Genomic DNA, 22,698 nt, shown 5'->3' with positions numbered 1-22,698 from the left:
GGACTTAGAAGGTACGCGCCTTGGGCGGGAAGGACTCGACCGTCAGCGGCTTCATCTGAACAGGCTTGTAATCCAGGCGGCTGCCTTCGGAGTACCAAAGCGTGTGCTTCAGCCAGTTCTCGTCGTCGCGGGTCGGGTGGTCGTCAAGCGCATGCGCGCCGCGGCTTTCGGTGCGGGCGGCGGCCGACTTGATGGTGGCGCGGGCCACTTCGGTCATGTTCGCCAGTTCCAGCGCCTCGACGCGGGCGGTGTTGAACACCTTGGACTTGTCCTTGAAGTAGATGCTGTCGGCTTGCTTGGCCAGATCTTCGATCTGGGTCACGCCTTCGTTCAGCAGCTCCAGCGTGCGGAACACGCCGCAGTGGCGCTGCATCGAGAAGCGGATGGCGTTGCCGATGTCTTGCGTCTTTTCGCCGGACGTGCGCGATTCCAGCTTGTTGATGCGGTCCAGCGAGAATTCGACGGCCTGCTGCGGCAGGTCCTGGTGCGCGCGCTGGCGCTCAGGATGCGAATTCACGATGTGGTTGCCGGTCGCGCGGCCGAACACGATCAGGTCCAGCAGCGAGTTCGTGCCCAGGCGGTTCGCGCCGTGGACCGACACCGCGGCGCATTCGCCGATGGCGTACAGGCCGTTGACGATCTTGTTCTCGCCGTTTTCGCGCGTCAGCACCTGGCCGTGGTAGTTGGCCGGAATGCCGCCCATCTGGTAGTGGATGGTCGGAACGACGGGGATCGGTTCCTTGATCGGGTCCACGTTGCCGAACTTGATGGCGATTTCGCGGATCGAGGGCAGGCGCTTGTTGATGACGTCGGCGCCCAGGTGGTCAAGCTTGAGCACCACGTAGCTGCCGTCCGGACCGCAACCGCGGCCTTCCTTGATTTCCTGGTCCATCGAGCGCGACACGAAGTCACGCGGTGCCAGATCCTTCAGGGTGGGCGCATAGCGCTCCATGAAGCGCTCGCCATCCTTGTTCAAGAGGATGCCGCCTTCGCCACGCACGCCTTCCGTGATCAGCACGCCCGCGCCGGCCACGCCGGTCGGGTGGAACTGCCAGAATTCCATGTCTTGCAGCGGGATGCCGGCACGGGCAGCCATGCCCAGGCCGTCGCCGGTGTTGATGAACGCATTGGTGGAAGCGGCCCAGATGCGGCCCGCGCCGCCGGTGGCCAGCACCGTGGTCTTGGCTTCCAGGATGTAGATCTCGCCCGTTTCCATTTCGAGGGCGGTCACGCCCACGACGTCGCCGGCTTCGTTGCGCAGCAGGTCCAGCGCCATCCATTCGACGAAGAACTGGGTACGCGCGGCAACGTTGCGCTGATAGAGCGTGTGCAGCAGGGCGTGGCCGGTACGGTCGGCAGCGGCACAGGCGCGCTGGACGGGCTTTTCGCCGAAGTTCGCGGTATGGCCGCCGAACGGACGCTGATAGATCGTGCCGTCGGGGTTGCGGTCGAACGGCATGCCGAAGTGCTCGAGCTCGTAAACGGCATTCGGGGCTTCACGGCACATGAATTCGATGGCGTCCTGGTCGCCCAGCCAGTCCGAACCCTTGACGGTGTCGTACATGTGCCAGTACCAGTTGTCTTCGCTCATGTTGCCCAGGGAGGCGCTGACGCCGCCCTGCGCGGCAACGGTGTGCGAGCGCGTGGGGAACACTTTGGAGAGCACCGCAACGGACAGCCCCGCTTGGGACAGTTGCAGCGAACAACGCATGCCGGCTCCGCCGGCGCCAACGACCACCACATCAAACTGGCGGCGCGGCAGGGATTTCATGACAGAGACCACGGCTTAAATGCTCCAGAGGATTTGCGCGAAGTAAACGACCGAACCGACCAGCCAGAGGATCGTCAGCACTTGCAGCAGCAGGCGCACGCCCACCGACTTGACGTAGTCCATCCAGATGTCGCGCACGCCAATCCAGGCATGCCAGGCCAGCGCAATGAATGCAAGGGTGGCCAGGATCTGGCCAACCGGAAGAACGCCCACGTAGAAATTGAACAGCGCGGTCCAGTGCTCGTACGTGAAGGCAGGCATCATGAGGATGCCGATGAGCAGCACCAGCGTGTACACGGCCATGATGACGGCGGTGATGCGCTGGATGATGAAGTCCATGACGCCATAGTGCGCGCCGACGACCAGGCGCTTGGGTCCGTAGTTTTTAGCGGCGGCCATTTACAGCACTCCGAACAGTTTGAGAGCAAACACCAGGGTCAGCGCGAGGCTGACGCCGAACACCACGCCGGCGCTCTTCTTGGACGATTGCTTGTCGATGCCGATGTGCAGATCCAGCATCAGGTAACGGATGCCCGCACAGAAGTGGTGCAGGTAGCCCCACACGAGGACGAGGAAAACGAGCTTGACGATCGGGTTGCCGGCGTACGCGGCCACGGCGGCGAACGTCTGGGGCGCGGCCACGCTGGCCGCGAACAGCGGCAGGATGACCAACGGAAGACAGAGGAACAACAACGCGCCGCTGACGCGGTGCAGAATGGACAGCTTGCCGGCCAGGGGCAGGCGGTAACTGGCAAGTTGCGCAATACCAATATTGCGAAACTGCGGACGTGGCTTGGCAGCGGTGTCGGACATGACGGCCTCGGTGTTTCGGAACTAGGGAATCGTTACGGCAAAATTGCCGCGGCCCTTGCGGGCAAACGCGGTATTTTCGCCCAGAGACGGGTTGGTATCAAATCGTAGGTAAAAAGCTCATCAATTCAGACTATTGCGGTAGTGGTATCGATCGGTCAAGTACAACCCCCGGCGGATTTCCATGGGGCGGTCACCGTACGTGTAAGACACCCGGTCTACCTGCAACAACGGCGTTCCGGCGGCAACATTAAGCAGCGTACAGACTTCGGCCGGCGCGGCGACCGCGCGCAGCTTCTCGTCCGCGCGCACCATGCTGACGCCGAACTCGGATTCAAAAAGGCCATAGAGCGGCGCCTTGTTGGCGGTCAGCAGCTCCAGGGTGAGACCACGGAAGATGGAACCGGGCAGCCAGATGTCGTCCAGCACGGTCGGTGTCTGCCCCATGGACAGCAGGCGGCGGATCATGACGACGGTTTCGCCGGCGCGCAGATCGAGCGCGCGGGCGATCTCGGCGGGCGCGCGCGTGCGGCGGCATTCCAGGATGCGGCTTTCCGCCCGGCCGGCCTCGCCCTCTTCGTCGGGGGCCAGGCGCAGGAAACGGTAGCGCACGCGGGCTTCGTGGTGGGTGGCGACAAAAGTGCCCTTGCCCTGACGGCGCAGCAGCATGTGCTCGGCCGCCAGCTCATCGACCGCCTTGCGCACCGTGCCCTGGCTCACCTGGAAACGGGCGGCCAGATCGATTTCGCTGGGGATGAGCTCGCCGGGCTTCCATTCGCCGCGTTCGAGGCTTTGAACAAGCAGATCCTTGATCTGGCGGTAGAGCGGACTGAAAGCGGCTCCCTCGCCCGTCGGACGGGCGGCGCGATTGCGTAAGGAGGTTTCGGGCCGAGGCTCTGCCATGGATCTTCTTGAGAGTGTCATGTTTATCCGGATGAATGAGAAGACAACGCCAGGGATGCAAACTCATCCGCATGCGCTGCTGCCGCCGGTCTTCAGGCTTGATGCAGACGCACGGCCGAGGGGGGCCGCGGCGCATTCGAATAAACGCTCTATTGTGGCATATCGGGAGGCGAGCTGTCCAACGTCTTATGTCTTATATAAGATAGAAGAGCGATTGACGCTTACGTTAATTCGATCTAGGATTCAAAGCTGCCCGCGCGACGCGCGGCGGCCCTGCCGGCCGCCTGAATTTCCGCGCCCAACGATTACACTGATTGGTGAGATTTCTTTCTCGCCAAACCATTACGGAGAACGTTCATGTCCAAGCCTGCCTTGCGTGTCGCCGTCACCGGCGCCGCCGGCCAAATCGGTTACGCACTGCTCTTCCGCATCGCCTCGGGCGAAATGCTGGGTAAAGATCAACCCGTCATCCTGCAACTGCTGGAAATCCCCGACGAGAAAGCGCAAAAGGCCCTGAAGGGCGTCATCATGGAACTGGATGACTGCGCCTTCCCGCTGCTGCAGGAAGTGACCGCGCACAGCGATCCGCGCACCGCCTTCAAGGACGCCGACGTGGCCCTGCTGGTGGGCGCCCGCCCCCGCGGCCCGGGCATGGAGCGCAAGGACCTGCTGTCCGTCAACGCGCAGATCTTCACGGCGCAGGGCAAGGCCCTGAACGACGTCGCCAGCCGCAACGTCAAGGTGCTGGTCGTGGGCAACCCCGCCAACACCAACGCCTACATCGCCATGAAGTCGGCGCCGGACCTGCCCGCCAAGAACTTCACCGCCATGCTGCGCCTGGACCACAACCGCGCGCTGTCGCAACTGGCCGCCAAGTCGGGCAAGGCCGTGGCCGACATCGAAAACCTGATCGTCTGGGGCAACCACTCGCCCACGATGTACCCCGACTACCGCTTCGCCACCGTCGGCGGCGAATCGCTGTCCAAGCTCATCAACGACGACACCTGGAACCGCGACACGTTCATCCCCACCGTGGGCAAGCGCGGCGCTGCCATCATCGAAGCCCGTGGCCTGTCCTCGGCCGCTTCGGCCGCCAACGCCGCCATCGACCACGTCCGTGACTGGGTCCTGGGCAGCAACGGCAAGTGGGTCACGATGGGCATCCCGTCGGACGGCTCCTACGGCATCCCCGAAGGCATCATCTACGGCGTGCCGGTCACGACCGAAAACGGCGAATACAAGCGCGTCGAAGGCCTGGAAATCGACGCCTTCTCGCGTGAGCGCCTGGACTTCACGCTGAAAGAGCTCCTCGAAGAGCGCGACGGCGTCAAGGACCTGCTGAAGTAAGCAGCGCGCAGTAAAGGTTTGGGCCCGTTCATGCGGGCCCATTCCTTAGGCGGGTCCGCCACGCGCGGCCCGCCATGCAGGCAGCACCGGGAAATACACCTGTCTCTTTGCCAAGCCGCAAAGGTACGCGCCGCGGGATTGTCGCGCAGGGGACAGATTTATTTTTCGGACCCGCGATAACGTCGTGGGCTACCAAGAACAGGAGACAACCATGTCCAGACCCGACTCGCCCGGCGCCCTCTTTCGCCGCGCGCTCGCCGAAGAAAATCCCCTGCAGATCATCGGCGCCATCAACGCCAACCACGCCCTCTTGGCCAAGCGCGCCGGCTATCGCGCCATCTACCTGTCCGGCGGCGGCGTCGCAGCCGGTTCGCTGGGCCTGCCGGACCTGGGCATCAACACCATGGACGACGTCCTGACCGACGTGCGCCGCATCACCGACGTGTGCGATGTGCCGCTGCTGGTGGACATCGACACCGGCTTCGGCCCGTCGGCGTTCAACATCGCCCGCACGGTCAAGAGCCTGATCAAGTTCGGCGCGGCCGCCTGCCACATCGAGGACCAGGTGGGCGCCAAGCGCTGCGGTCACCGTCCCGGCAAGGAAATCGTCACGACCGAGGAAATGGCCGACCGCGTGAAGGCCGCCGCCGACGCGCGCACCGACAGCGACTTCTACCTGATCGCCCGCACCGACGCGATTGCCTCGCACGGCGTGGACGCCGCCATCGAGCGCGCGCTGGCCTGCGTGGAAGCCGGAGCCGACGCGATCTTCGCCGAAGCCGCCTACGACCTGCCCACCTACGACCGCTTCGTGAAGGCCGTCAAGGTGCCGGTGCTGGCCAACATCACCGAATTCGGCAAGACGCCGCTCTTCTCGGTCGAAGAACTGAAGAGCGTCGGCGTGGGCATGGTGCTGTACCCGCTGTCGGCCTTCCGCGCCATGAACAAGGCCGCCGAGGCCGTCTACACCGCGATCCGCCGCGACGGCCACCAGAAGAACGTGGTCGACCTGATGCAGACCCGCGAGGAACTGTACGATCGCATCGGCTATCACGAGTTCGAATCCAGACTGGATGCGCTCTTCCAGAAGGGCAAGGCGTAATCCCGCAACGTCCAGGCGCCGCCGCGGCAACCCCGCGGCGCCGTCCGCCACCCATTGCATCTTCCATCGCGTAAGGAAAGGAGTAGAGACATGAGCACGGCTCCCAAGAAGCAAGAAGCCAAATCGGACGCCAAGCCGGAAGAAAAGGCCGGTTTCAAGCCCAAGAAGTCGGTTGCGCTGTCCGGCGTGGTCGCGGGCAACACCGCCCTGTGCACCGTCGGCCGCAGCGGCAACGACCTGCACTATCGCGGCTATGACATCCTGGACATCGCCGATACCAGCGAGTTCGAGGAAATTGCTCACTTGCTGGTCCATGGCAAGCTGCCCAACAAGGCCGAACTGAAGGCCTACAAGGAAAAGCTGCGCAGCCTGCGCGGCCTGCCCGCGCAGCTGCAGGTCGCCCTGGAAGCCCTGCCCGCCGCCAGCCACCCGATGGACGTGATGCGCACGGCCGTGTCGGTGCTGGGCTGCGTGCTGCCTGAAAAAGACGACCACAACACCCCGGGCGCGCGCGACATCGCCGACCGCCTGATGGCCAACCTGGGCTCGGCCCTGCTCTACTGGTACCACTACAGCCACAACGGCCGCGTCATCGACGTGCAGACGGACGACGACAGCATCGGCGGCCACTTCCTGCATCTGCTGCATGGCGAAAAGCCGAGCGACGAATGGGTCAAGGCGATGCACATTTCGCTGAACCTGTACGCCGAGCACGAATTCAACGCCTCCACGTTCACGGCCCGCGTCATCGCCGGCACGGGTTCGGATATGTTCTCGGCCATCTCGGGCGCCATCGGCGCGCTGCGCGGCCCCAAGCACGGCGGCGCCAACGAAGTGGCGTTCGAAGTGCAGAAGCGCTATGAAACTCCGGACGAAGCCGAGGCCGACATCCGCCGCCGCGTGGAAGCCAAGGAAGTCATCATCGGATTCGGCCACCCGGTCTACACGGTTTCCGATCCGCGCAACAAGGTCATCAAGGACGTCGCCAAGAAGCTGTCCAAGAAGGCCGGCACGACCAAGATGTTCGACATCGCCGAACGCCTGGAAACCGTCATGTGGGACGTCAAGAAGATGTTCCCCAACCTGGACTGGTTCTCGGCCGTCAGCTACCACATGATGGGCGTGCCCACGGCCATGTTCACCCCGCTGTTCGTCATCGCGCGCACCGCGGGCTGGTCGGCCCACATCATCGAGCAGCGCATCGACAACAAGATCATCCGCCCCACCGCCAACTACGTGGGCCCGGAAGACCAGAAGTTCGTGCCCATCGACAAGCGCAAGTAAGACGCGATCGAGGGCGCGGCATGGCCACCTGTATTCACTTTTCCGAAGAGGTACTGCTATGTCTGCCCCGATCTCGAACGTACGTCCCGAGCCCGACCAGGTCCTGGCCGATATCGCGGACTACGTTCTGAATTTTGAAGTCCGCAGCGACCTGGCCTACGAGACGGCACGCAACTGCCTGATCGACACCCTGGGCTGCGGCCTGGAAGCGCTGGAGTATCCAGCGTGCCGCAAACTGCTGGGCCCGGTCGTGCCGGGCACCGTGGTGCCCCATGGCGCCAAGGTGCCCGGCACGCAGTTCCAGCTCGACCCCGTCCAGGCCGCGTTCAACATCGGCGCCATGATCCGCTGGCTGGACTTCAACGACACGTGGCTCGCGGCCGAATGGGGCCACCCGTCGGACAACCTGGGCGGCATCCTCGCCACGGCCGACTGGCTTTCGCGCACGGCGGTCGCGTCGGGCAAGCCCCCGCTCACGATGCGCGACGTGCTGACCGGCATGATCAAGGCGCACGAGATCCAGGGGTGCATCGCCCTGGAGAACTCCTTCAACAAGGTGGGTCTGGACCACGTCGTGCTGGTCAAGGTGGCCTCCACGGCGGTCGTTGCGCAAATGCTTGGGCTGTCCCGCGACGAAGTCATCAACGCCGTGTCGCTCGCCTGGGTCGACGGCCAGAGCCTGCGCACTTACCGCCACGCCCCCAACACCGGCAGCCGCAAAAGCTGGGCCGCCGGCGATGCCACCAGCCGCGCGGTGCGCCTGGCGCTGATCGCCCGCACCGGCGAAATGGGGTATCCCTCGGTACTGACCGCCAAGACCTGGGGCTTTTACGACGTGCTCTTCAAGGGCCAGCCGTTCAAGTTCCAGCGGCCCTACGGCAGCTACGTGATGGAAAACGTGCTGTTCAAGATTTCGTTTCCAGCCGAATTCCATGCGCAGACCGCCGTCGAATGCGCCATGCAGATCCACGGCCTGCTCCGGTCGCTGGGCAAGACGGCCGACGACATCAAGCAGATCCGGATACGCACGCACGAGGCGTGCATCCGCATCATCGACAAGAAGGGTCCGCTGAACAATCCCGCTGACCGCGACCACTGCATCCAGTACATGGTGGCCGTGCCGCTGCTTTTCGGGCGCCTGACGGCGGGCGACTACGAAGACGAGATTGCGCAGGATCCGCGTATCGACGCGCTGCGTGCCAAGATCGTCTGCGTCGAGGATCCGGCCTTCACCAGCGACTATCACAACCCCGCCAAGCGCTCGATCGCCAATGCGCTGACCGTGCAGTTCAACGATGGCACGGCGCTCGACGAGATCGTCTGCGAATACCCCATCGGCCACAAGCGCCGCCGCGCCGACGGCATCCCGCTGCTGGAAGCCAAGTTCCGCACCAATCTGGCCCGCATATTCCCGCCGCGCCAGCAGCAGCGCATCCTGGACGCATCGCTGGCGCAGGCAACCCTGGAGTCGATGTCGGTCCATGAGTACATGGACCTCTATGTGATCTAAGGGGCGCCAGCCCCCGACACAGCCGCCCAATCTGACGCCGCGCGCACGCGGGTGTCAGACACCGGCGGCCACGGGTATCGGCCACCGTCGCGCATACAATGCGGCTTTCCTCAATTGGATCGCGCCATGGCCATGCTCTGGGTCAAGACCTTTCACATCGTCTTCATCGCCTCCTGGTTTGCCGGCCTGTTCTATCTGCCGCGCATCTTTGTGAACCTGGCCCAGCAGTCGGATCCCGCCGTGCAGACGACGCTGCTCGGCATGGCGCGCCGGCTGTACCGCTTCACCACCATTCTGGCGGTCGTGGCCATCATTTTCGGGATGTGGCTTTACGTGGGTTACCGTATTGGCGTGGGCCCCGGCAATGGCTGGATGCACGCCAAGCTCTTTTTCGTGCTGCTCGTCATCGGCTACCATCACGCCTGTGGCCTCATGCTGCGCAAATTCGAACAGGGCAAGAACACCCGTTCGCACAAGTTCTATCGCTGGTTCAACGAAGTTCCCGTCTTGCTGCTCTTGGTGGTGGTGGCGCTGGTCGTCGTCAAACCCTTCTGATACCCCTACCTTTGCACATTCGCCAGGATTCGTATGTCCTCTGATGAACAGGACCGCCCGCGCAAGACGCTGACGATCAAGAAAACGGCCCGCGACGCCCAAGCCGAAGGCGCGGGCAAGCGCACCCGCACCGGCGCCCGCGCGCGTCTGGTGGCGCAGATCGAGCGCACCCGCGAAAACACCGAACGCCAGAAGGACCCCGCCGGCTACCAGCGGCGTCAGGAAGAAGAAGCGCGCGGCGCCCGCAAGCCCGCCCGCGGCACGTCCTCGCGCCCCGGCCAGTCTGAACGCGGCCAGTACGACCGCGGCCCCGCCAACCGGGGTCCGTCCGACCGTCCCGCGCCGCGCCGTGGCGCTCCCGACCGCGACCACGCGGGCGACGCCCGCCGCGATGACGCCCCCAGCCCGCGCGCCGGACGCACGCCGCAGCGCGCGCCGCGCCTGGACGACCAGTACATCGCGCCAGCCACGCCTGCGGGCCGCTTCTACGACCCGTTCGAAGACGACGGTCCCGCCCCCGAATTCGCGCCCGAACCCGAACGCGCGCACGACACCGACTTTGCGGGCGAGTCCGATTTCGCTCATGAGCCGGATGTACGAAGCGAGCGCGATGCACCCCGCGTCGACGTGCGCAGCCGCCGCCCGCGCGAACCGCGCCAGGCGGAAACCTTCACCGTGTTCGCGCCCTGCCCGCAAGGCCTGGAAGAAGCGCTGACCGCCGAAATGCAGGCGCTTGGCTACGAAGACGCCAAGGCCGGCCGGGCGGGCTGTTCGTTCACGTCCGACTGGTCGGGCATCCAGCGCGCCAACCTGTATTCGCGGCTGGCAACCCGCATTCTGGTGCAGGTGGCGCATGCCGAGATTTCGCACGAAGACGACATCCTGGATCTGGCCCGCGACACCCCCTGGGAGCGCTGGTTCGGCGCCGAGCAGACGCTGCGCGTGGACACGTCGGCCATCAAGAGTCCGGTGCAAAGCCTGCAGTACTGCAATCTGCGCGCCAAGGACGGCATCTGCGACCGCCTGCGCGAGCTCGAAGGCGAGCGCCCCAGCATCGACACGGTGCGCCCGGACGCACGCGTGCACCTCTTTCTGACGGGTCACACGGCGACGCTGTATCTGGACACGTCGGGCGAATCCCTGTTCAAGCGCGGCTGGCGCCTGGACAAGGGCGAGGCCCCGCTGCGCGAAAACCTGGCGGCGGGCATGCTGGCGCTGGCGGGCTGGGATCCGGCCGCGCCGCTGCTGGACCCCTTCTGCGGCTCCGGCACCATTCTGATCGAAGCGGCCTGGATTGCCCTGGGCGTGCCCCCGGGCATTTCCCGCCCGTTCGGGTTCGAGCGCCTGCGCGGCCACGACGCCTACCGCTGGCGCGACCTGAAGGACGACGCCCGCGCCCGCATCCTGCCCCAGCTCGATGCGCCGCTGGTCGGATACGACCTGAACCCCCTGGCCATCGAATACGCCCGCAACAACGCCGAGCGCGCCTGGCTGACGGCCGATTCGATCCGCTTTGAGGTGGGTGATGCGCGCGAAGTGACGGCGCCCGCCGACCATGGCTGGATCGTCACCAACCCGCCCTACGGCGAGCGCATGGGCGCGGAACAGGACGCGGACCTCTGGCGCGACTGGGCCAGTTGCCTGAAGCGTAATTTCGCGGGCTGGCAGCTGCATGTCATCACCAGCGACCTGACGCTGCCCAATCAGATGCGCCTCAAGCCCAAGCGGCGCATCCCGCTGCACAACGGGGCGCTCGACTGCCGCCTGTTCGGCTTTGAACTGGTTGCCGCCGGCTACCGCGACGCCTGAGCACGTTGTAAAAGCGCCGCAACATGGCGCGCCTATCTTTGCTTATGGTGCCCCGCCGCGCGGTTTTGGGGCATCATCAGCACCAAGGTGTTGCCAAGTTGCACCAGCCTGCATCGGCCACTTGCATAGTTTCAGGGTAAACCCCTATAATCCGGGTTATCCCTAGTAGCAAACAACTGTGCAAGCCCGTGGAGGCTATAGTGATCAACCCGAACAACACCATTCGCCTGACCGACGAACTCGAGCGTCAACTGATGCTCCAGGCTATCGAAGAACAATTCCGCCCGCATCCGATGCGGGCGTTGGCTGCAGGCCTGCGCAAGCTGGCCCACGGCATCAAGGCCCTGGCTGGCAAGACGAGCGCCAAGAACGCGCATTCCGCTGCCTGAGCAAGGCCTGGGCCACTGGCCCAACGATTTTCCCCTTGGGGGCTGCATAGCCCCTTTTATAGACCCGCCCTCAACGGCGGGTTTTTTTTCGCGCGCACACCGAAGCGCAGCGGCGGCACTTCACCCCCTAGGCAAGAATAGCTGCCCCGCCGCCCGGCCGCCCGAAGGCGGGGCAGCCCCCTCGGGGGGCAGCAAGCACGCATCGCGTGCGCAGCGTGGGGGCATCCCCCCCCGGCGGGGCAGCAACAATTTATGGATAATACCGGTCCATGAATGACGCCACCCTCGACCAGACTCCGAACCGGCTGCGCCGGTTTGCCTGCATGATGTACGAAGCCGTGCTGCTGTTCGGCGTCGTGTTTCTGGCGGGCTACCTGCTGGACACGCTCACCCAGAGCCGTAACGCGCTGGAATTGCGGGCCGCGCGCCAGGCGTGGCTGTTCGTGGCGATCGGCGCCTATTTCGTGTTGTGCTGGCGGCGCCGGGGCCAGACGCTGCCCATGAAGACGTGGAACATCCGGCTGGTGGATCGCCACGGCAACACCCCGTCGACCGGACTGCTGATCCTGCGCTACATCCTTGCCTGGCCGCTGGTGCTGGCGGGCGCCGCGGTGGTCTGGGCGGCGGCGCTGGCCACGGGATGGCCATCTGTGGACATGTTCATCGTCGCCGCCCCCTTTGCCATCTTCATCTGGTCCTGGCTGGATCCCGACGGCCAGTTCCTGCACGACCGGATCCTGGGCACACGCCTGCGCAATGCGCCGCAGGCCAAGGGCAAAAAGGCCCACTGAACCGCGCCGCCGCTGCGCCGGCATGCTGGACCCGGTTTGATGCGGGCCAAGGCGCAGACCATCTAGTGCCCCCTGTTCAGAAAGATGACAGCCGCACGCCGGGACAATGAGGCCCCAATTTTTTTACGGCTTCATCATCACCATGCGCGCATTCCTTTCCCGCCTGCCGCTGGCCTTCGCCAGCGCGCTGTTGTTCCTGCACGCAGGCGCGTCCGCCCAGAACGCCTCGGCCCAGCAGGAGATCGAAGCGGCGTCCAAAGCCGCCTTTGCCGCGGCCCGGCAAGGCCCTGACGACGTAACGCTTGGCGACCAGGCAACCCTGAAGCTGCCCCACAACATGTTTTTCGTGCCCCGCCCGCAAGCCGAGCGGCTGATGCAGGCCTACGGCAACGGCAAGGATCCCTCGCTGCTGGGCGTCGTGATGCCCAAGAGCGACGATGAGGACTGGGTCGTCACCATCAATTTCGACAAGGCGGGCTATATCAAGGACGACGACGCCCGGAACTGGAACGTCGGCGAGTTGCTGGACAGCCTGCGTGAAGGCACCGAGGCGTCCAACGAGGAACGCAAGAAGCGCGGCTTTCCCGAACTGACGGTGGACGGCTGGGTGGAGACGCCCAAGTACGACAGCAACAACCAACGCCTGGTCTGGTCCGTGGCTGCCAAGCACAAGGGCGCGGCCGCGGACGAAGACGGCACGGTCAACTACAACACCTATGCGCTGGGCCGCGACGGCTACATCACGCTGGATCTGATCACCGAAAAGAACAAGGTGCCTACGGACAAGGCCGCGGTGCTGGCCCTGCTGGACAACCTGCATTACGTGCAAGGCAAGCGCTACGCCGATTTCGACGCCTCGAGCGACAAGGTTGCCGAGTACGGTCTGGCGGCCCTCGTGGCGGGCGTGGCCGCCAAGAAGCTCGGGCTGTTCGCGGTGATCGCGGCATTCCTGGCCAAGTTTGCCAAGGTGGGCATCCTGGCCGCGGCCGCGCTGGGCGGCGCGGCCTGGAAGCGCCTGAAGGGTAAGAAGGGCACCGAACAGTCCTGATCCGCCGGACCGGCGCGCGCGGCCCCTGCCCGCGCGCGCCGTCACAACCGTGTCACGGATCCGTCACGCACACGTCATCGCGAAGTGGTCTCATGCTCAAGCATGACCACTGCCCACAGGGAAGCGACCGTGAACGAAATCCAACCCGCGCATTGGCGCGCCCTCTGGATTTCCGATATTCACCTGGGCACTGCCGGGTGCAAGGCGGAATTCCTGCTCGATTTCCTGGATCACAACGATTCGGACACCCTCTATCTGGTCGGCGACATCGTCGACGGCTGGCAGTTGCGCAAGCACTGGCATTGGCCCCGCGCGCACAACGACGTGATCCAGCGCATCCTGCGCAAGGCCCGCAACGGCACCCGCGTGGTGTTCATCCCCGGCAACCATGACGAGTTCGCCCGGGAGTTCGCGGGTTTCGCCTTCGGCGATATCGAGGTCCTGGACGAGGACGTGCATGTCACGGCCAAGGGGCTGCGGCTGCTCGTGCTGCACGGGGACCAGTTCGACGGCGTCATCCAGCACAGCCGCTGGCTGGCGCATCTGGGCGACGGGCTCTACCAGCTTGCTCTCTGGATCAACCACCACTTCAACCGCCTGCGCCACCGGCTGGGCCTGCATTACTGGTCGTTGTCCCAGTACCTGAAACACAAGGTCAAGAACGCGGTGTCGTTCATCACCGACTTCGAGGAGGCGTTGGCCGGCGAGGCGAGGCGCCGCGGCCTGGACGGCGTGGTCTGCGGCCATATCCACAAGGCCGAACTGCGCGACGTCGGCGGCATCCTGTATTGCAATGACGGCGACTGGGTGGAAAGCCTCACGGCGCTGGCCGAAACGCACGACGGGCAGCTCCAGCTCCTGGACTGGGCCGTGTTGCAGGCCGAACGCCAGCGCGACCCGGCCAACCGCCCGCCCCGGTCGCTGACCTTGCCGGCCCTGCCGTCCGCCCTGCGCCGCCAAGGCAAATACCCGTGATAACCCTTATGCGTCCCCGTTACGCAACGCGGATATTGCAGTTCAAGCCCCTCTAGGTCATGCTTGCAACTGGTTAGCGGGCGTCATGGCCCGTTCACGCTGCAACATGCTCACAACATAGGGCCATGAACGACCAATATCAGGCGCTCTACCAATCATTCCGCTGGCTGGTGCCCACCCAGTTCAACATTGCGGAAGCGTGCTGCCACCGCTGGGCATCCAGTAGTCCGGATGCGCGGCGCATTGCCATCTACTACGAAGATGAGTCCGGCAACCGCGAGGTCTGGACCTTCGCCCGTCTGGCGGAAGCCGCCAATCAGCTGGCCAACGGCCTGGTGAAAATGGGCGTCGGCCGGGGCGACAGGGTCGGTGTGGTATTGGGACAACGCCCTGAGACCGTGGTTGCCCACATGGCCATTTACAGCGTGGGCGCGGTGGTCCTGCCCCTGTCCGCGCTCTTCGGTCCCGAGGCGCTGCAAAGCCGCCTGTGCGATGCCGAAGCGCGCGTTGCCATCGTCGACCACGCCTCCAGCGCCAATCTGCTGGCCGTCACAGAAAACTGCCCCGCCCTGCAACAGGTCATCGGCATCGGTTTCGCCGACGAACGCGTGCTGCCGTGGCGCAGCCTGCTGGCCCGCCAGCCAAACGAATTCAAGGCCGTCCAGACCCGCTCGTCGGATCCGGCCATCCTGCTCTATACCTCCGGCACCACCGGCGCGCCCAAGGGCGCCCTGCTGCCCCACAGCGTGCTGATCGGCAACCTGCCGGGCTTCGTCGCCTCGCAGGACTGGTTCCCCAAACCCGCAGATGTGTTCTGGTCGCCCGCGGACTGGGCCTGGACCGGCGGCATGATGGACGCGCTGCTGCCCACCCTGTATTTCGGCCATCCCATCGTCGGCACGCGCGGGCGTTTCTCGGTCGAGCGTGCCTTCGAGCTCCTGGAACGCTATCAGGTCACCAACACGTTCCTGTTCCCCACCGCCCTGAAGATGATGATGAAGGCGGTGCCCGAGCCCCGCCAACGCTACCAGCTGGCCCTGCGTTCCATCATGAGCGCCGGGGAAAGCGTGGGCGATACGGTCTTCGAATGGTGCCGCTCGGCCCTGGGCGTCACGCCAAACGAGATGTTCGGCCAGACCGAGATGAACTACGTGGTGGGCAACAGCAACAAGCGCTGGCCCGCCAAACCCGGTTCCATGGGCCGCCCTTACCCGGGCCACAACGTGGCGGTGCTGGACAGCGACGGCGTGCCGGTTCCCCCGGGCGGAACCGGCGAAATCGCCGTGAACCGGCTCGACATCCACGGCTTTCCCGACCCGGTGATGTTCCTTGGGTACTGGCGCAACGAAGCGGCCACGCAGGCCAAGTTCAAGGGCGACTGGTGCCTGACGGGCGACCTCGCCACCATCGACGAGGACGGCTACCTTTGGTACGCCGGCCGCGCCGACGACGTGTTCAAGTCGGCCGGATACCGGATCGGCCCGGGCGAGATCGAAAGCTGCCTGATCGGCCATCCTGCCGTAGCCAACGCGGCGGTCGTGCCCAAGCCGGATGCCGAGCGCGGCGCGCTGGTCAAGGCCTACGTGGTGCTGACGCCGGAATTTGCCCAGCGGGACCACGGCGAAATCACCGAGAACCTGCAGGAACACGTGCGCGAGCGCCTGGCGCCGTACGAGTACCCCAAGGAAATCGAATACGTGGACGAACTGCCCATGACCACCACGGGCAAGATTCAGCGGCGCATCCTGCGGCAGCGCGAAGAAGAACGTGCGCGGGCCCACGCGCCCCAAACCGACGCTGGCGTGCCCGTTGCCGCCCCCGCGCGACAAACGGAGACATAGCATGGCCATTTACCAACTGGGCGACCTGATCCCCCGCATCGACCCGCAAGCCTACGTGGCCGACAGCGCGGATCTCATCGGCAACGTCACGCTGGAAGCCGGCGTCAGCATCTGGTCGCATGTCTCCATCCGCGCCGACAACGACGCCATCCTGATCCGCGAAGGCACCAATATCCAGGAATCCAGCGTCCTGCACGTCGACGAGGGCTGTCCCATGACCATCGGCCCGAACGTCACGGTCGGTCACCAGGCCATGCTGCACGGCTGCACCATCCATGAAGGGGCGCTGGTCGGCATGCAGGCCATCGTGCTGAACAATGCCGTCATCGGCCGCAACTGCCTGATCGGCGCCGGCGCGATCATCCCCGAAGACCGCGTCATCCCGGACAATTCGCTGGTCATCGGCATCGGCAAGATCGTGCGGGAGCTTTCCGCCGACGAAATTGCCAACATGCACAAGAACACCGCCCATTACGTGGCGCGCGGCCAACAGTACAAGACCGCCCTGAAACGGATCGACTGACGGCTCCCCCGAGGCCCCCCTCACCGCCTTCGCAACCGTCCCAACCCCTGCTGCCAGCAGGGGGAATACCCCACCGCGATCGGCTAACATTCCGCTATGACCGATCAGCTCAAAAAATACCTCACCGAAGACCGCAGCGTCCGCGTCCAAGCGGTGCGCCTGTCTGACACGTGGAAGGCCGTCCAGGCCAACCACGACTACCCGCCCGCCATCACCGACCTGTTGGGTGAACTGGTGGCGGCATCCACCCTGCTCGCCGCCAACATCAAGTTCGATGGCTCGCTGGTGCTCCAGATCCAGGGCGATGGCCCCATCGCCCTGCTGGTGGTGGAATGCCGCTCGGACCTGAGCCTGCGCGCCACCGTCAAGATGCGCGAAGGCCACGAGGTGCCCAGCGCCGGCGACATGCAAAGCCTGTTGAACCCGGGCGGCAACGGGCGCTTCATCGTGGTGCTGGACCCGCAGCGCAAGCTGCCCGGCCAGCAGGCTTACCAGGGCATCGTGCCGCTCGAAGGCGACACGGTCGCCGAGGCGCTGCAACACTACATGAAGGCCTCCGAACAGCTGGACACGCGTCTGTGGCTGTCGGCCGATGCCGATCACGCCGCCGGCATGCTGCTGCAACGCCTGCCGCATCACGGCGGCGGAGAAACCGACCGCGCCCTGACCGAACAGGTGGCTGCCGAGACCTGGGAGCGCATCAATGCCCTGGCCGGCACGCTCAAACGCGACGAAATCCTGGCCACGGACATCGACACGCTGATCCACCGCCTGTTCTGGGAAGAAACGCTCATCGCCTTCGACCCGCAGCCCGTCAGCTGGCACTGTCCGTGCACGCGCGAGCGCGTGGCCAACATGCTGCGTTCGCTGGGCGAAGCCGAGGTCAACAGCATCCTGGAAGAACGTGGACAGGTCGACGTGGCCTGCGACTTCTGCGGCAAGCCCTACAAGTTCGACACCGTCGACTGCGCGGCGCTTTTCTCGGCAAACCAGCCGGCAGCCGGAGACGAACCTCCCACCGTGCATTGATACCCCCCGGCGGCAAGCCCGCCGGGACGTTTTCGTCACACCGGATTGTCCTCATCGACGGGCGGTCATGGGCGCGCCACACTGCGCAGCCATGACCGCCTTTATTTTTCCTGCCGTGTTTCGCGCCGTCCGCCGACAGCATGGCGCGGCCGCCCTTGAATTTGCCGTGGCGGGCGCCGCGGTGCTGCTGCTGGGTCTGCTGTGCATCGAAGCCGTCCAGTGGCACGGCGCGCGCCAGATGGCCCATCTGGCGCTGACAGAAGCAGCGCGCGCCGGCGCCACGGGCCACGGCGACCCGGCCCGCATGCAAGCAGCCTTTCTGCGGGCGTTGCTGCCCTTGCACGCCCACGCCGAGGGCCAGTCGGGCGCGCGGCGGCGCCTGGACACCGCGATGGCCAATCTGAAGGCGTTGACGGGCGTTGCGCCCTGGCGCATCGAAGTGCTGTTGCCGGACGACCAGTCGTTCCGCGAGCACGGGCACGCGGGCTTGCAGGTGGCCGCCGCGCCCGGCTTGCGCGCCATCGACAACGGCTACCAGGTCCTGCAACACGCCCGCCGCCCGCCACGCCCTGGCGGCCAGGACATCTTCCTGGCCAACACGCTCAGGCTGCGTCTGACGTATCTGCACAAACCGCTGCTGCCGCCGTTGCGGGCCCTGCTGGCGGTGCTGGGCCGGCAGGACGGCAGCTACGCCGGCCACGCGCTGGCCAAGGGCGTGTTGCCGATTGTCGTGGAGCTGGAACAGGAAATGCACACGCATCCGGTGGACTGGGCGCGCAGGCGCCCCTATCCCGAAGGCGTGGTGTATGGACCGTGCCGCCAGATGCGTTGCGGCCCGGGATAAGCCGGGCCGCCGCTGGCAAGGCTAAAAAAAACCGCCGGGCATCACTGCCGGGCGGTGGAATTGGAATGGTTGGCGCCGGTGGCGGCGGGCCTGGCTGGCGTTGCCGCTGCGGGCCGGGATGGGGTTGCTGCCGAGGCCGGCCGAGTGGCGGGGGCGTTGGCGCGTGCGGGCGTGCCGGTGGCGGCAGGCTTGGGCGGCGCCTCGGCGGACAGCGAGGCGCCCGCGGGAGGCTGGGTGTTCTGGGGCAGGATGTGCACGAATACTTCGCCGTCGCGCATCATGCCCAGTTCACCGCGCGCCCGTTCCTCGATGGCCCCCGATCCGCCTTCCAGATCGCGCACTTCCGCCTCAAGGGCGGCATTGCGCGCGCGCAGGCCTTCATTGGTCTCGCGCTGCTCAGCCACCTGGCGTTGCAGATCCCAGACCTTGAACCAGCCGCCCTTACCCAGCCACAGCGGGTATTGGATCAGGCCTAACAGCACGAACAGCACCAGGAACAACAGGCGCATACGCGGGAACCTCAACTGTCGTGGCGTGGATGCGGCCCGGGCAACACGCCAGGGCCGCGCTTTTTATCAACGCAGGTTGTAGAAAGCTTCCAGGCCGGGATACGACGCGACTTCAGCCAGCTCTTCTTCGATGCGCAGCAACTGGTTGTACTTGGCCATGCGATCCGAGCGCGACAGCGAGCCGGTCTTGATCTGCATGGCGTTGGTCGCCACGGCGATGTCGGCAATGGTCGAGTCTTCGGTTTCGCCCGAGCGGTGCGAGACGACGGCGGTGTAGCCGGCGCGCTTGGCCATTTCGATGGCGGCAAACGTTTCCGTCAGCGTGCCGATCTGGTTGATCTTGATGAGGATCGAGTTGGCCACGCCCTTCTGGATGCCTTCACGCAGGATCTTGGTGTTGGTGACGAACAGGTCGTCGCCCACCAGTTGGACCTTCTTGCCGAGCTGGTCGGTCAGGAGCTTCCAGCCTTCCCAGTCGTTTTCGGCCATGCCGTCTTCGATCGAGATGATCGGGTACTTGTCGCACCACGTGGCCAGGAGGTTCGTGAATTCTTGCGAGGACAGCGAGATGCCGCCTTCGCCGGCCAGCGTGTACTTGCCGTCGCGGTAGAACTCGGAGCTGGCGCAGTCCAGGCCCAGGGCGATCTGCGTGCCCGGCTCGTAGCCGGCTTCGGTGATGGCCTTCAGGATGAGCTGGATGGCGGCTTCATGGCTGGGCACGTTGGGCGCGAAACCGCCCTCGTCGCCCACGGCGGTCGACATGCCCTGGCTGTGGATCAGCTTCTTGAGCATGTGAAAGACTTCGGCGCCCCAACGCAGGGCTTCGCGGAAGCTGCCCGCGCCCACCGGCAGAATCATCAGTTCCTGCAGGTCAAGCGTGTTGTTGGCGTGCGCGCCGCCGTTGATGACGTTCATCATCGGGACGGGCATGCTCATGGGGCCGCTGCCGCCGAAATAGCGGTACAGGGACAGGCCCGACTCGTCGGCGGCGGCGCGGGCCACGGCCATGCTGGCGGCCAGGATGGCGTTGGCGCCCAGGCGCTCCTTGGACTCGGTGCCGTCCAGTTCGATCAGCGTGCGATCGACGAACGTCTGTTCCTGAGCATCCAGGCCCATCAGGGCTTCGGAGATTTCGGTGTTGAGGTTTTCAACGGCGCGCAGCACGCCCTTGCCCAGATAACGGCCCTTGTCGCCGTCGCGCAGCTCGATGGCTTCGCGGGCGCCGGTGGATGCGCCCGACGGCACGGCCGCACGGCCCATGGCGCCGGATTCCAGCAGCACATCGCATTCCACGGTGGGGTTGCCGCGCGAATCCAGAATCTCGCGGCCGATGATGTCGACGATTGCACTCATGACTTTACATTCCCTGAACGATAAACATATTCATGACGGCCGCGCCTTCGCGGGCATTGCGGGCACGGCGGTACTGCCAGGAATCGTAGAACGCCTGCGCCGCGGCCATGGACGGAAATTCCATGACGACGGTGCGGCCGGGTTCACGCCCCTCGAGGTGCTTCGATTCGCCGCCGCGCACCAGGATCTTGGCATCGTACGCGCGCATGGCGAGCGTGGACAGACGCTTGTAGTCCTCGTACTGCGCGGGCTTGGTCACTTTGACGTCGGCGATCAGATAGGCACTCATGGGGTTCCTTCAGAGCAGTTGCGTTGGTTTCGGTCTGACGCCGGATACGGCGCCGCCGCCAGTGTCGCGCAAGGCGCACGGGCGACGCATATCCGATGCTAATCGGTTGTATCCGAAAGAAGCGCCGCCGTATAGGGCGGCGCTGGGGAATCGGCCCGCGGCCCCGAGGATCCGCTTACGGAACTCAGGACCGCGGACACGCATCAGGCCTCCTGGCCGCGGCGAGCCTTCTGCTCGATGGCGGCGCGGATGTAGCTGGAGAACAGCGGGTGGCCGTCGCGCGGGGTGGACGTGAACTCCGGGTGGAACTGGACGCCGACGAACCACGGGTGATTGGGCAGTTCCATCATTTCGGGCAGGTTCTCGGTCGGCGTGCGGGCGCTGATCACCATGCCGGCTTCTTCGAGGCGCGGCACGTAGACGTTGTTGACCTCGTAGCGATGGCGGTGACGTTCGTTCACCTCGTCGCCATAAATGGCCTGCGCGCGGGTGCCGGGCTTGATCGGCACGCGTTGCGCGCCCTTGCGCATGGTGCCGCCCATGTCGGACGACGTGTCGCGCTTCTCGACCTTGCCTTCGCGGTCCATCCATTCGGTGATGAGTGCGACCACCGGGTGCGGCGCGGAGGGATCGAATTCCGTGCTGTTGGCGCCGCCCAGACCCGCGACGTGACGCGCGAATTCGATGACCGCCAGCTGCATGCCCAGGCAGATGCCCAGGTACGGCACGCCGTTTTCGCGGGCGTAGCGGATCGCGGCGATCTTGCCCTCGGTGCCGCGCTTGCCGAAGCCGCCCGGAACCAGAATGGCGTCCAGGTGCTTCAACTGATCGGTGCCGCGGGTTTCGATGTCTTCCGAGTCGATGTACTCGATGTTGATCTTCGAGCGCGTGTGGATGCCGGCGTGAACCAGGGCTTCGGTCAGCGACTTGTACGACTCGGTCAGGTCGACGTACTTGCCGACCATGCCGATGGTGAGCTGGTGCTCGGGGTGTTCCAGCGCCTCGACCAGGTTGTCCCACATGGACAGATCGGCCGGCGGCGGGGTCAGGCCCAGGGCCTCGCAGACGATGTTGTCCACGCCCTGCTTGTGCAGCATGGCCGGGATCTTGTAGATGGAGTCGGCGTCCCAGACGGAAATGACCGCGTCCAGGGGCACGTTGGAGAACAACGAGATCTTGGCGCGCTCGTCGTCCGGAATGCGGCGGTCGGCGCGGCACAGCAGCGCGTTCGGGTAGATGCCGATTTCGCGCAGCTTCTGCACCGAGTGTTGCGTGGGCTTGGTCTTCAGTTCGCCGGCGGAGGCGATGAAGGGCACGAGCGTCAGATGGACGAAGGCCGCGTTGTTGCGGCCCATGCGCAGGCTCATCTGGCGGGCGGCTTCGAGGAACGGCAGCGATTCGATGTCGCCCACCGTGCCGCCGATTTCCACGATGGCGACGTCGGTGTTGCCATTCCAGCCGGCTTCGGCGCCGCGGGCGATGAAGTCCTGGATTTCGTTCGTGATGTGCGGAATCACCTGGACGGTCTTGCCCAGGTAGTCGCCACGGCGTTCCTTGCGCAGCACGGATTCGTAGATCTGGCCGGTGGTGAAGTTGTTCACCTTGTGCATGCGAGCGGAAATGAAACGCTCGTAGTGGCCCAGGTCCAGGTCGGTCTCGGCGCCGTCTTCCGTGACGAACACCTCACCATGCTGGAAGGGGCTCATCGTGCCCGGATCGACGTTGATGTAGGGGTCGAGCTTCAGCATGGTTACTTGCAAACCACGCGACTCAAGGATGGCGGCAAGCGACGCGGCGGCGATGCCCTTGCCCAGGGAAGACACCACACCGCCGGTGACAAATACGTATTTGGTCATCGTAATGAGCACCCGGGACGAGCGGGCGCGTGCGGGAAATTTGGATTATAGCCGGGCGACGCGACTTGTTTGGGTTTTCCCCTAGCTCTGTGCGGGTAACAATTGGCTGCACTCGGCAAGCCCATTGCCACAAGCCCCACGGCGCCCGCATGGTATGGTC

Annotated in this window: 22 protein-coding genes; 14 read left to right on the top strand and 8 right to left on the bottom strand. The window is 65.2% G+C overall.

The genetic code is table 11. The features are described from left to right. Positions 1-4: 4 nt before the first annotated feature. The 4 genes from sdhA to LN047_RS06875 form a co-directional block, all read right to left on the bottom strand. Positions 5-1,783, bottom strand: a complete 1,779-nt coding sequence (gene sdhA / locus LN047_RS06890) for a succinate dehydrogenase flavoprotein subunit (RefSeq protein ID WP_056322092.1) — start codon at positions 1,781-1,783, stop codon at positions 5-7. A gap of 3 nt (positions 1,784-1,786) precedes the next feature. Continuing rightward, positions 1,787-2,170 (bottom strand): succinate dehydrogenase, hydrophobic membrane anchor protein, encoded by a 384-nt coding sequence (sdhD, locus tag LN047_RS06885; RefSeq protein WP_056567857.1) that lies wholly within the window; start codon positions 2,168-2,170, stop codon positions 1,787-1,789. Beyond that, positions 2,171-2,584, bottom strand: a complete 414-nt coding sequence (gene sdhC, locus LN047_RS06880) for a succinate dehydrogenase, cytochrome b556 subunit (RefSeq protein ID WP_056322086.1) — start codon at positions 2,582-2,584, stop codon at positions 2,171-2,173. A gap of 120 nt (positions 2,585-2,704) precedes the next feature. After that, complete coding sequence (locus tag LN047_RS06875; RefSeq protein WP_056322083.1) at positions 2,705-3,484, bottom strand: GntR family transcriptional regulator; 780 nt, start codon at positions 3,482-3,484, stop codon at positions 2,705-2,707. A 357-nt stretch (positions 3,485-3,841) separates the two neighbouring features. Here LN047_RS06875 and LN047_RS06870 point away from each other — a divergent pair, with 357 nt between their 5' ends. From LN047_RS06870 to LN047_RS06805, 14 genes are all read left to right on the top strand, one after another. Further along, a complete protein-coding gene (locus LN047_RS06870) occupies positions 3,842-4,831 on the top strand; it encodes a malate dehydrogenase (protein ID WP_373981389.1) in 990 nt (329 codons plus the stop codon). Between the two features lie 211 nt (positions 4,832-5,042). Continuing rightward, a complete protein-coding gene (gene prpB, locus LN047_RS06865) occupies positions 5,043-5,933 on the top strand; it encodes a methylisocitrate lyase (RefSeq protein ID WP_056322077.1) in 891 nt (296 codons plus the stop codon). A gap of 90 nt (positions 5,934-6,023) precedes the next feature. Next, positions 6,024-7,217, top strand: coding sequence for a 2-methylcitrate synthase (gene prpC / locus LN047_RS06860; RefSeq protein WP_056322074.1), 1,194 nt, complete (start codon positions 6,024-6,026; stop codon positions 7,215-7,217). A gap of 58 nt (positions 7,218-7,275) precedes the next feature. After that, complete coding sequence (locus tag LN047_RS06855) at positions 7,276-8,727, top strand: bifunctional 2-methylcitrate dehydratase/aconitate hydratase (RefSeq protein WP_373981388.1); 1,452 nt, start codon at positions 7,276-7,278, stop codon at positions 8,725-8,727. A gap of 126 nt (positions 8,728-8,853) precedes the next feature. Continuing rightward, positions 8,854-9,282 (top strand): CopD family protein, encoded by a 429-nt coding sequence (locus LN047_RS06850; RefSeq protein ID WP_172802131.1) that lies wholly within the window; start codon positions 8,854-8,856, stop codon positions 9,280-9,282. Positions 9,283-9,315: 33 nt separating this feature from the next. Continuing rightward, positions 9,316-11,091: a THUMP domain-containing protein gene (locus LN047_RS06845; RefSeq protein ID WP_373981387.1), complete on the top strand. Its 1,776-nt coding sequence runs from the start codon at positions 9,316-9,318 to the stop codon at positions 11,089-11,091. Between the two features lie 200 nt (positions 11,092-11,291). Further along, positions 11,292-11,480 carry a hypothetical protein gene (locus LN047_RS06840; protein ID WP_008161862.1) on the top strand — a complete coding sequence of 63 codons (189 nt, stop codon included), beginning with the start codon at positions 11,292-11,294 and terminating at the stop codon, positions 11,478-11,480. 269 nt (positions 11,481-11,749) lie between these two features. Further along, on the top strand, positions 11,750-12,271 hold the full coding sequence (locus LN047_RS06835; protein WP_373981386.1) for an RDD family protein: 522 nt from the start codon (positions 11,750-11,752) through the stop codon (positions 12,269-12,271). A 142-nt stretch (positions 12,272-12,413) separates the two neighbouring features. Next, positions 12,414-13,319 carry a DUF2167 domain-containing protein gene (locus tag LN047_RS06830; protein ID WP_373981385.1) on the top strand — a complete coding sequence of 302 codons (906 nt, stop codon included), beginning with the start codon at positions 12,414-12,416 and terminating at the stop codon, positions 13,317-13,319. A 102-nt stretch (positions 13,320-13,421) separates the two neighbouring features. Continuing rightward, positions 13,422-14,294: a UDP-2,3-diacylglucosamine diphosphatase gene (locus tag LN047_RS06825; protein ID WP_128827694.1), complete on the top strand. Its 873-nt coding sequence runs from the start codon at positions 13,422-13,424 to the stop codon at positions 14,292-14,294. A gap of 125 nt (positions 14,295-14,419) precedes the next feature. Then, the gene (locus LN047_RS06820) at positions 14,420-16,135 is read left to right on the top strand and encodes an acyl-CoA synthetase (RefSeq protein ID WP_373981384.1); all 1,716 of its coding nucleotides are present in this window, start codon (positions 14,420-14,422) and stop codon (positions 16,133-16,135) included. Between the two features lies 1 nt (position 16,136). Further along, positions 16,137-16,658, top strand: coding sequence for a gamma carbonic anhydrase family protein (locus tag LN047_RS06815; protein ID WP_373981383.1), 522 nt, complete (start codon positions 16,137-16,139; stop codon positions 16,656-16,658). 96 nt (positions 16,659-16,754) lie between these two features. Then, a complete protein-coding gene (gene hslO / locus LN047_RS06810) occupies positions 16,755-17,687 on the top strand; it encodes an Hsp33 family molecular chaperone HslO (protein WP_056322057.1) in 933 nt (310 codons plus the stop codon). Positions 17,688-17,778: 91 nt separating this feature from the next. Then, on the top strand, positions 17,779-18,531 hold the full coding sequence (locus LN047_RS06805) for a pilus assembly protein (RefSeq protein WP_373981382.1): 753 nt from the start codon (positions 17,779-17,781) through the stop codon (positions 18,529-18,531). A gap of 41 nt (positions 18,532-18,572) precedes the next feature. Here LN047_RS06805 and ftsB read toward each other — a convergent pair whose 3' ends face one another. The 4 genes from ftsB to LN047_RS06785 form a co-directional block, all read right to left on the bottom strand. Further along, on the bottom strand, positions 18,573-19,040 hold the full coding sequence (gene ftsB / locus LN047_RS06800; RefSeq protein ID WP_062838542.1) for a cell division protein FtsB: 468 nt from the start codon (positions 19,038-19,040) through the stop codon (positions 18,573-18,575). A 66-nt stretch (positions 19,041-19,106) separates the two neighbouring features. Then, positions 19,107-20,393 (bottom strand): phosphopyruvate hydratase, encoded by a 1,287-nt coding sequence (gene eno, locus LN047_RS06795; protein WP_062838541.1) that lies wholly within the window; start codon positions 20,391-20,393, stop codon positions 19,107-19,109. Between the two features lie 4 nt (positions 20,394-20,397). After that, complete coding sequence (locus tag LN047_RS06790; protein WP_056322046.1) at positions 20,398-20,682, bottom strand: DUF1330 domain-containing protein; 285 nt, start codon at positions 20,680-20,682, stop codon at positions 20,398-20,400. 203 nt (positions 20,683-20,885) lie between these two features. Next, complete coding sequence (locus LN047_RS06785) at positions 20,886-22,538, bottom strand: CTP synthase (protein WP_056322044.1); 1,653 nt, start codon at positions 22,536-22,538, stop codon at positions 20,886-20,888. Positions 22,539-22,698 lie beyond the last annotated feature (160 nt).

The organism is Achromobacter sp. JD417 (genome assembly GCF_041879325.1).
In the GTDB taxonomy this organism is placed as follows: Bacteria; Pseudomonadota; Gammaproteobacteria; order Burkholderiales; family Burkholderiaceae_B; genus Achromobacter; species Achromobacter mucicolens.
The sequence above is the reverse complement of the archived record's forward strand: the minus strand, read 5'-3'. Positions and strand labels throughout refer to the sequence as shown.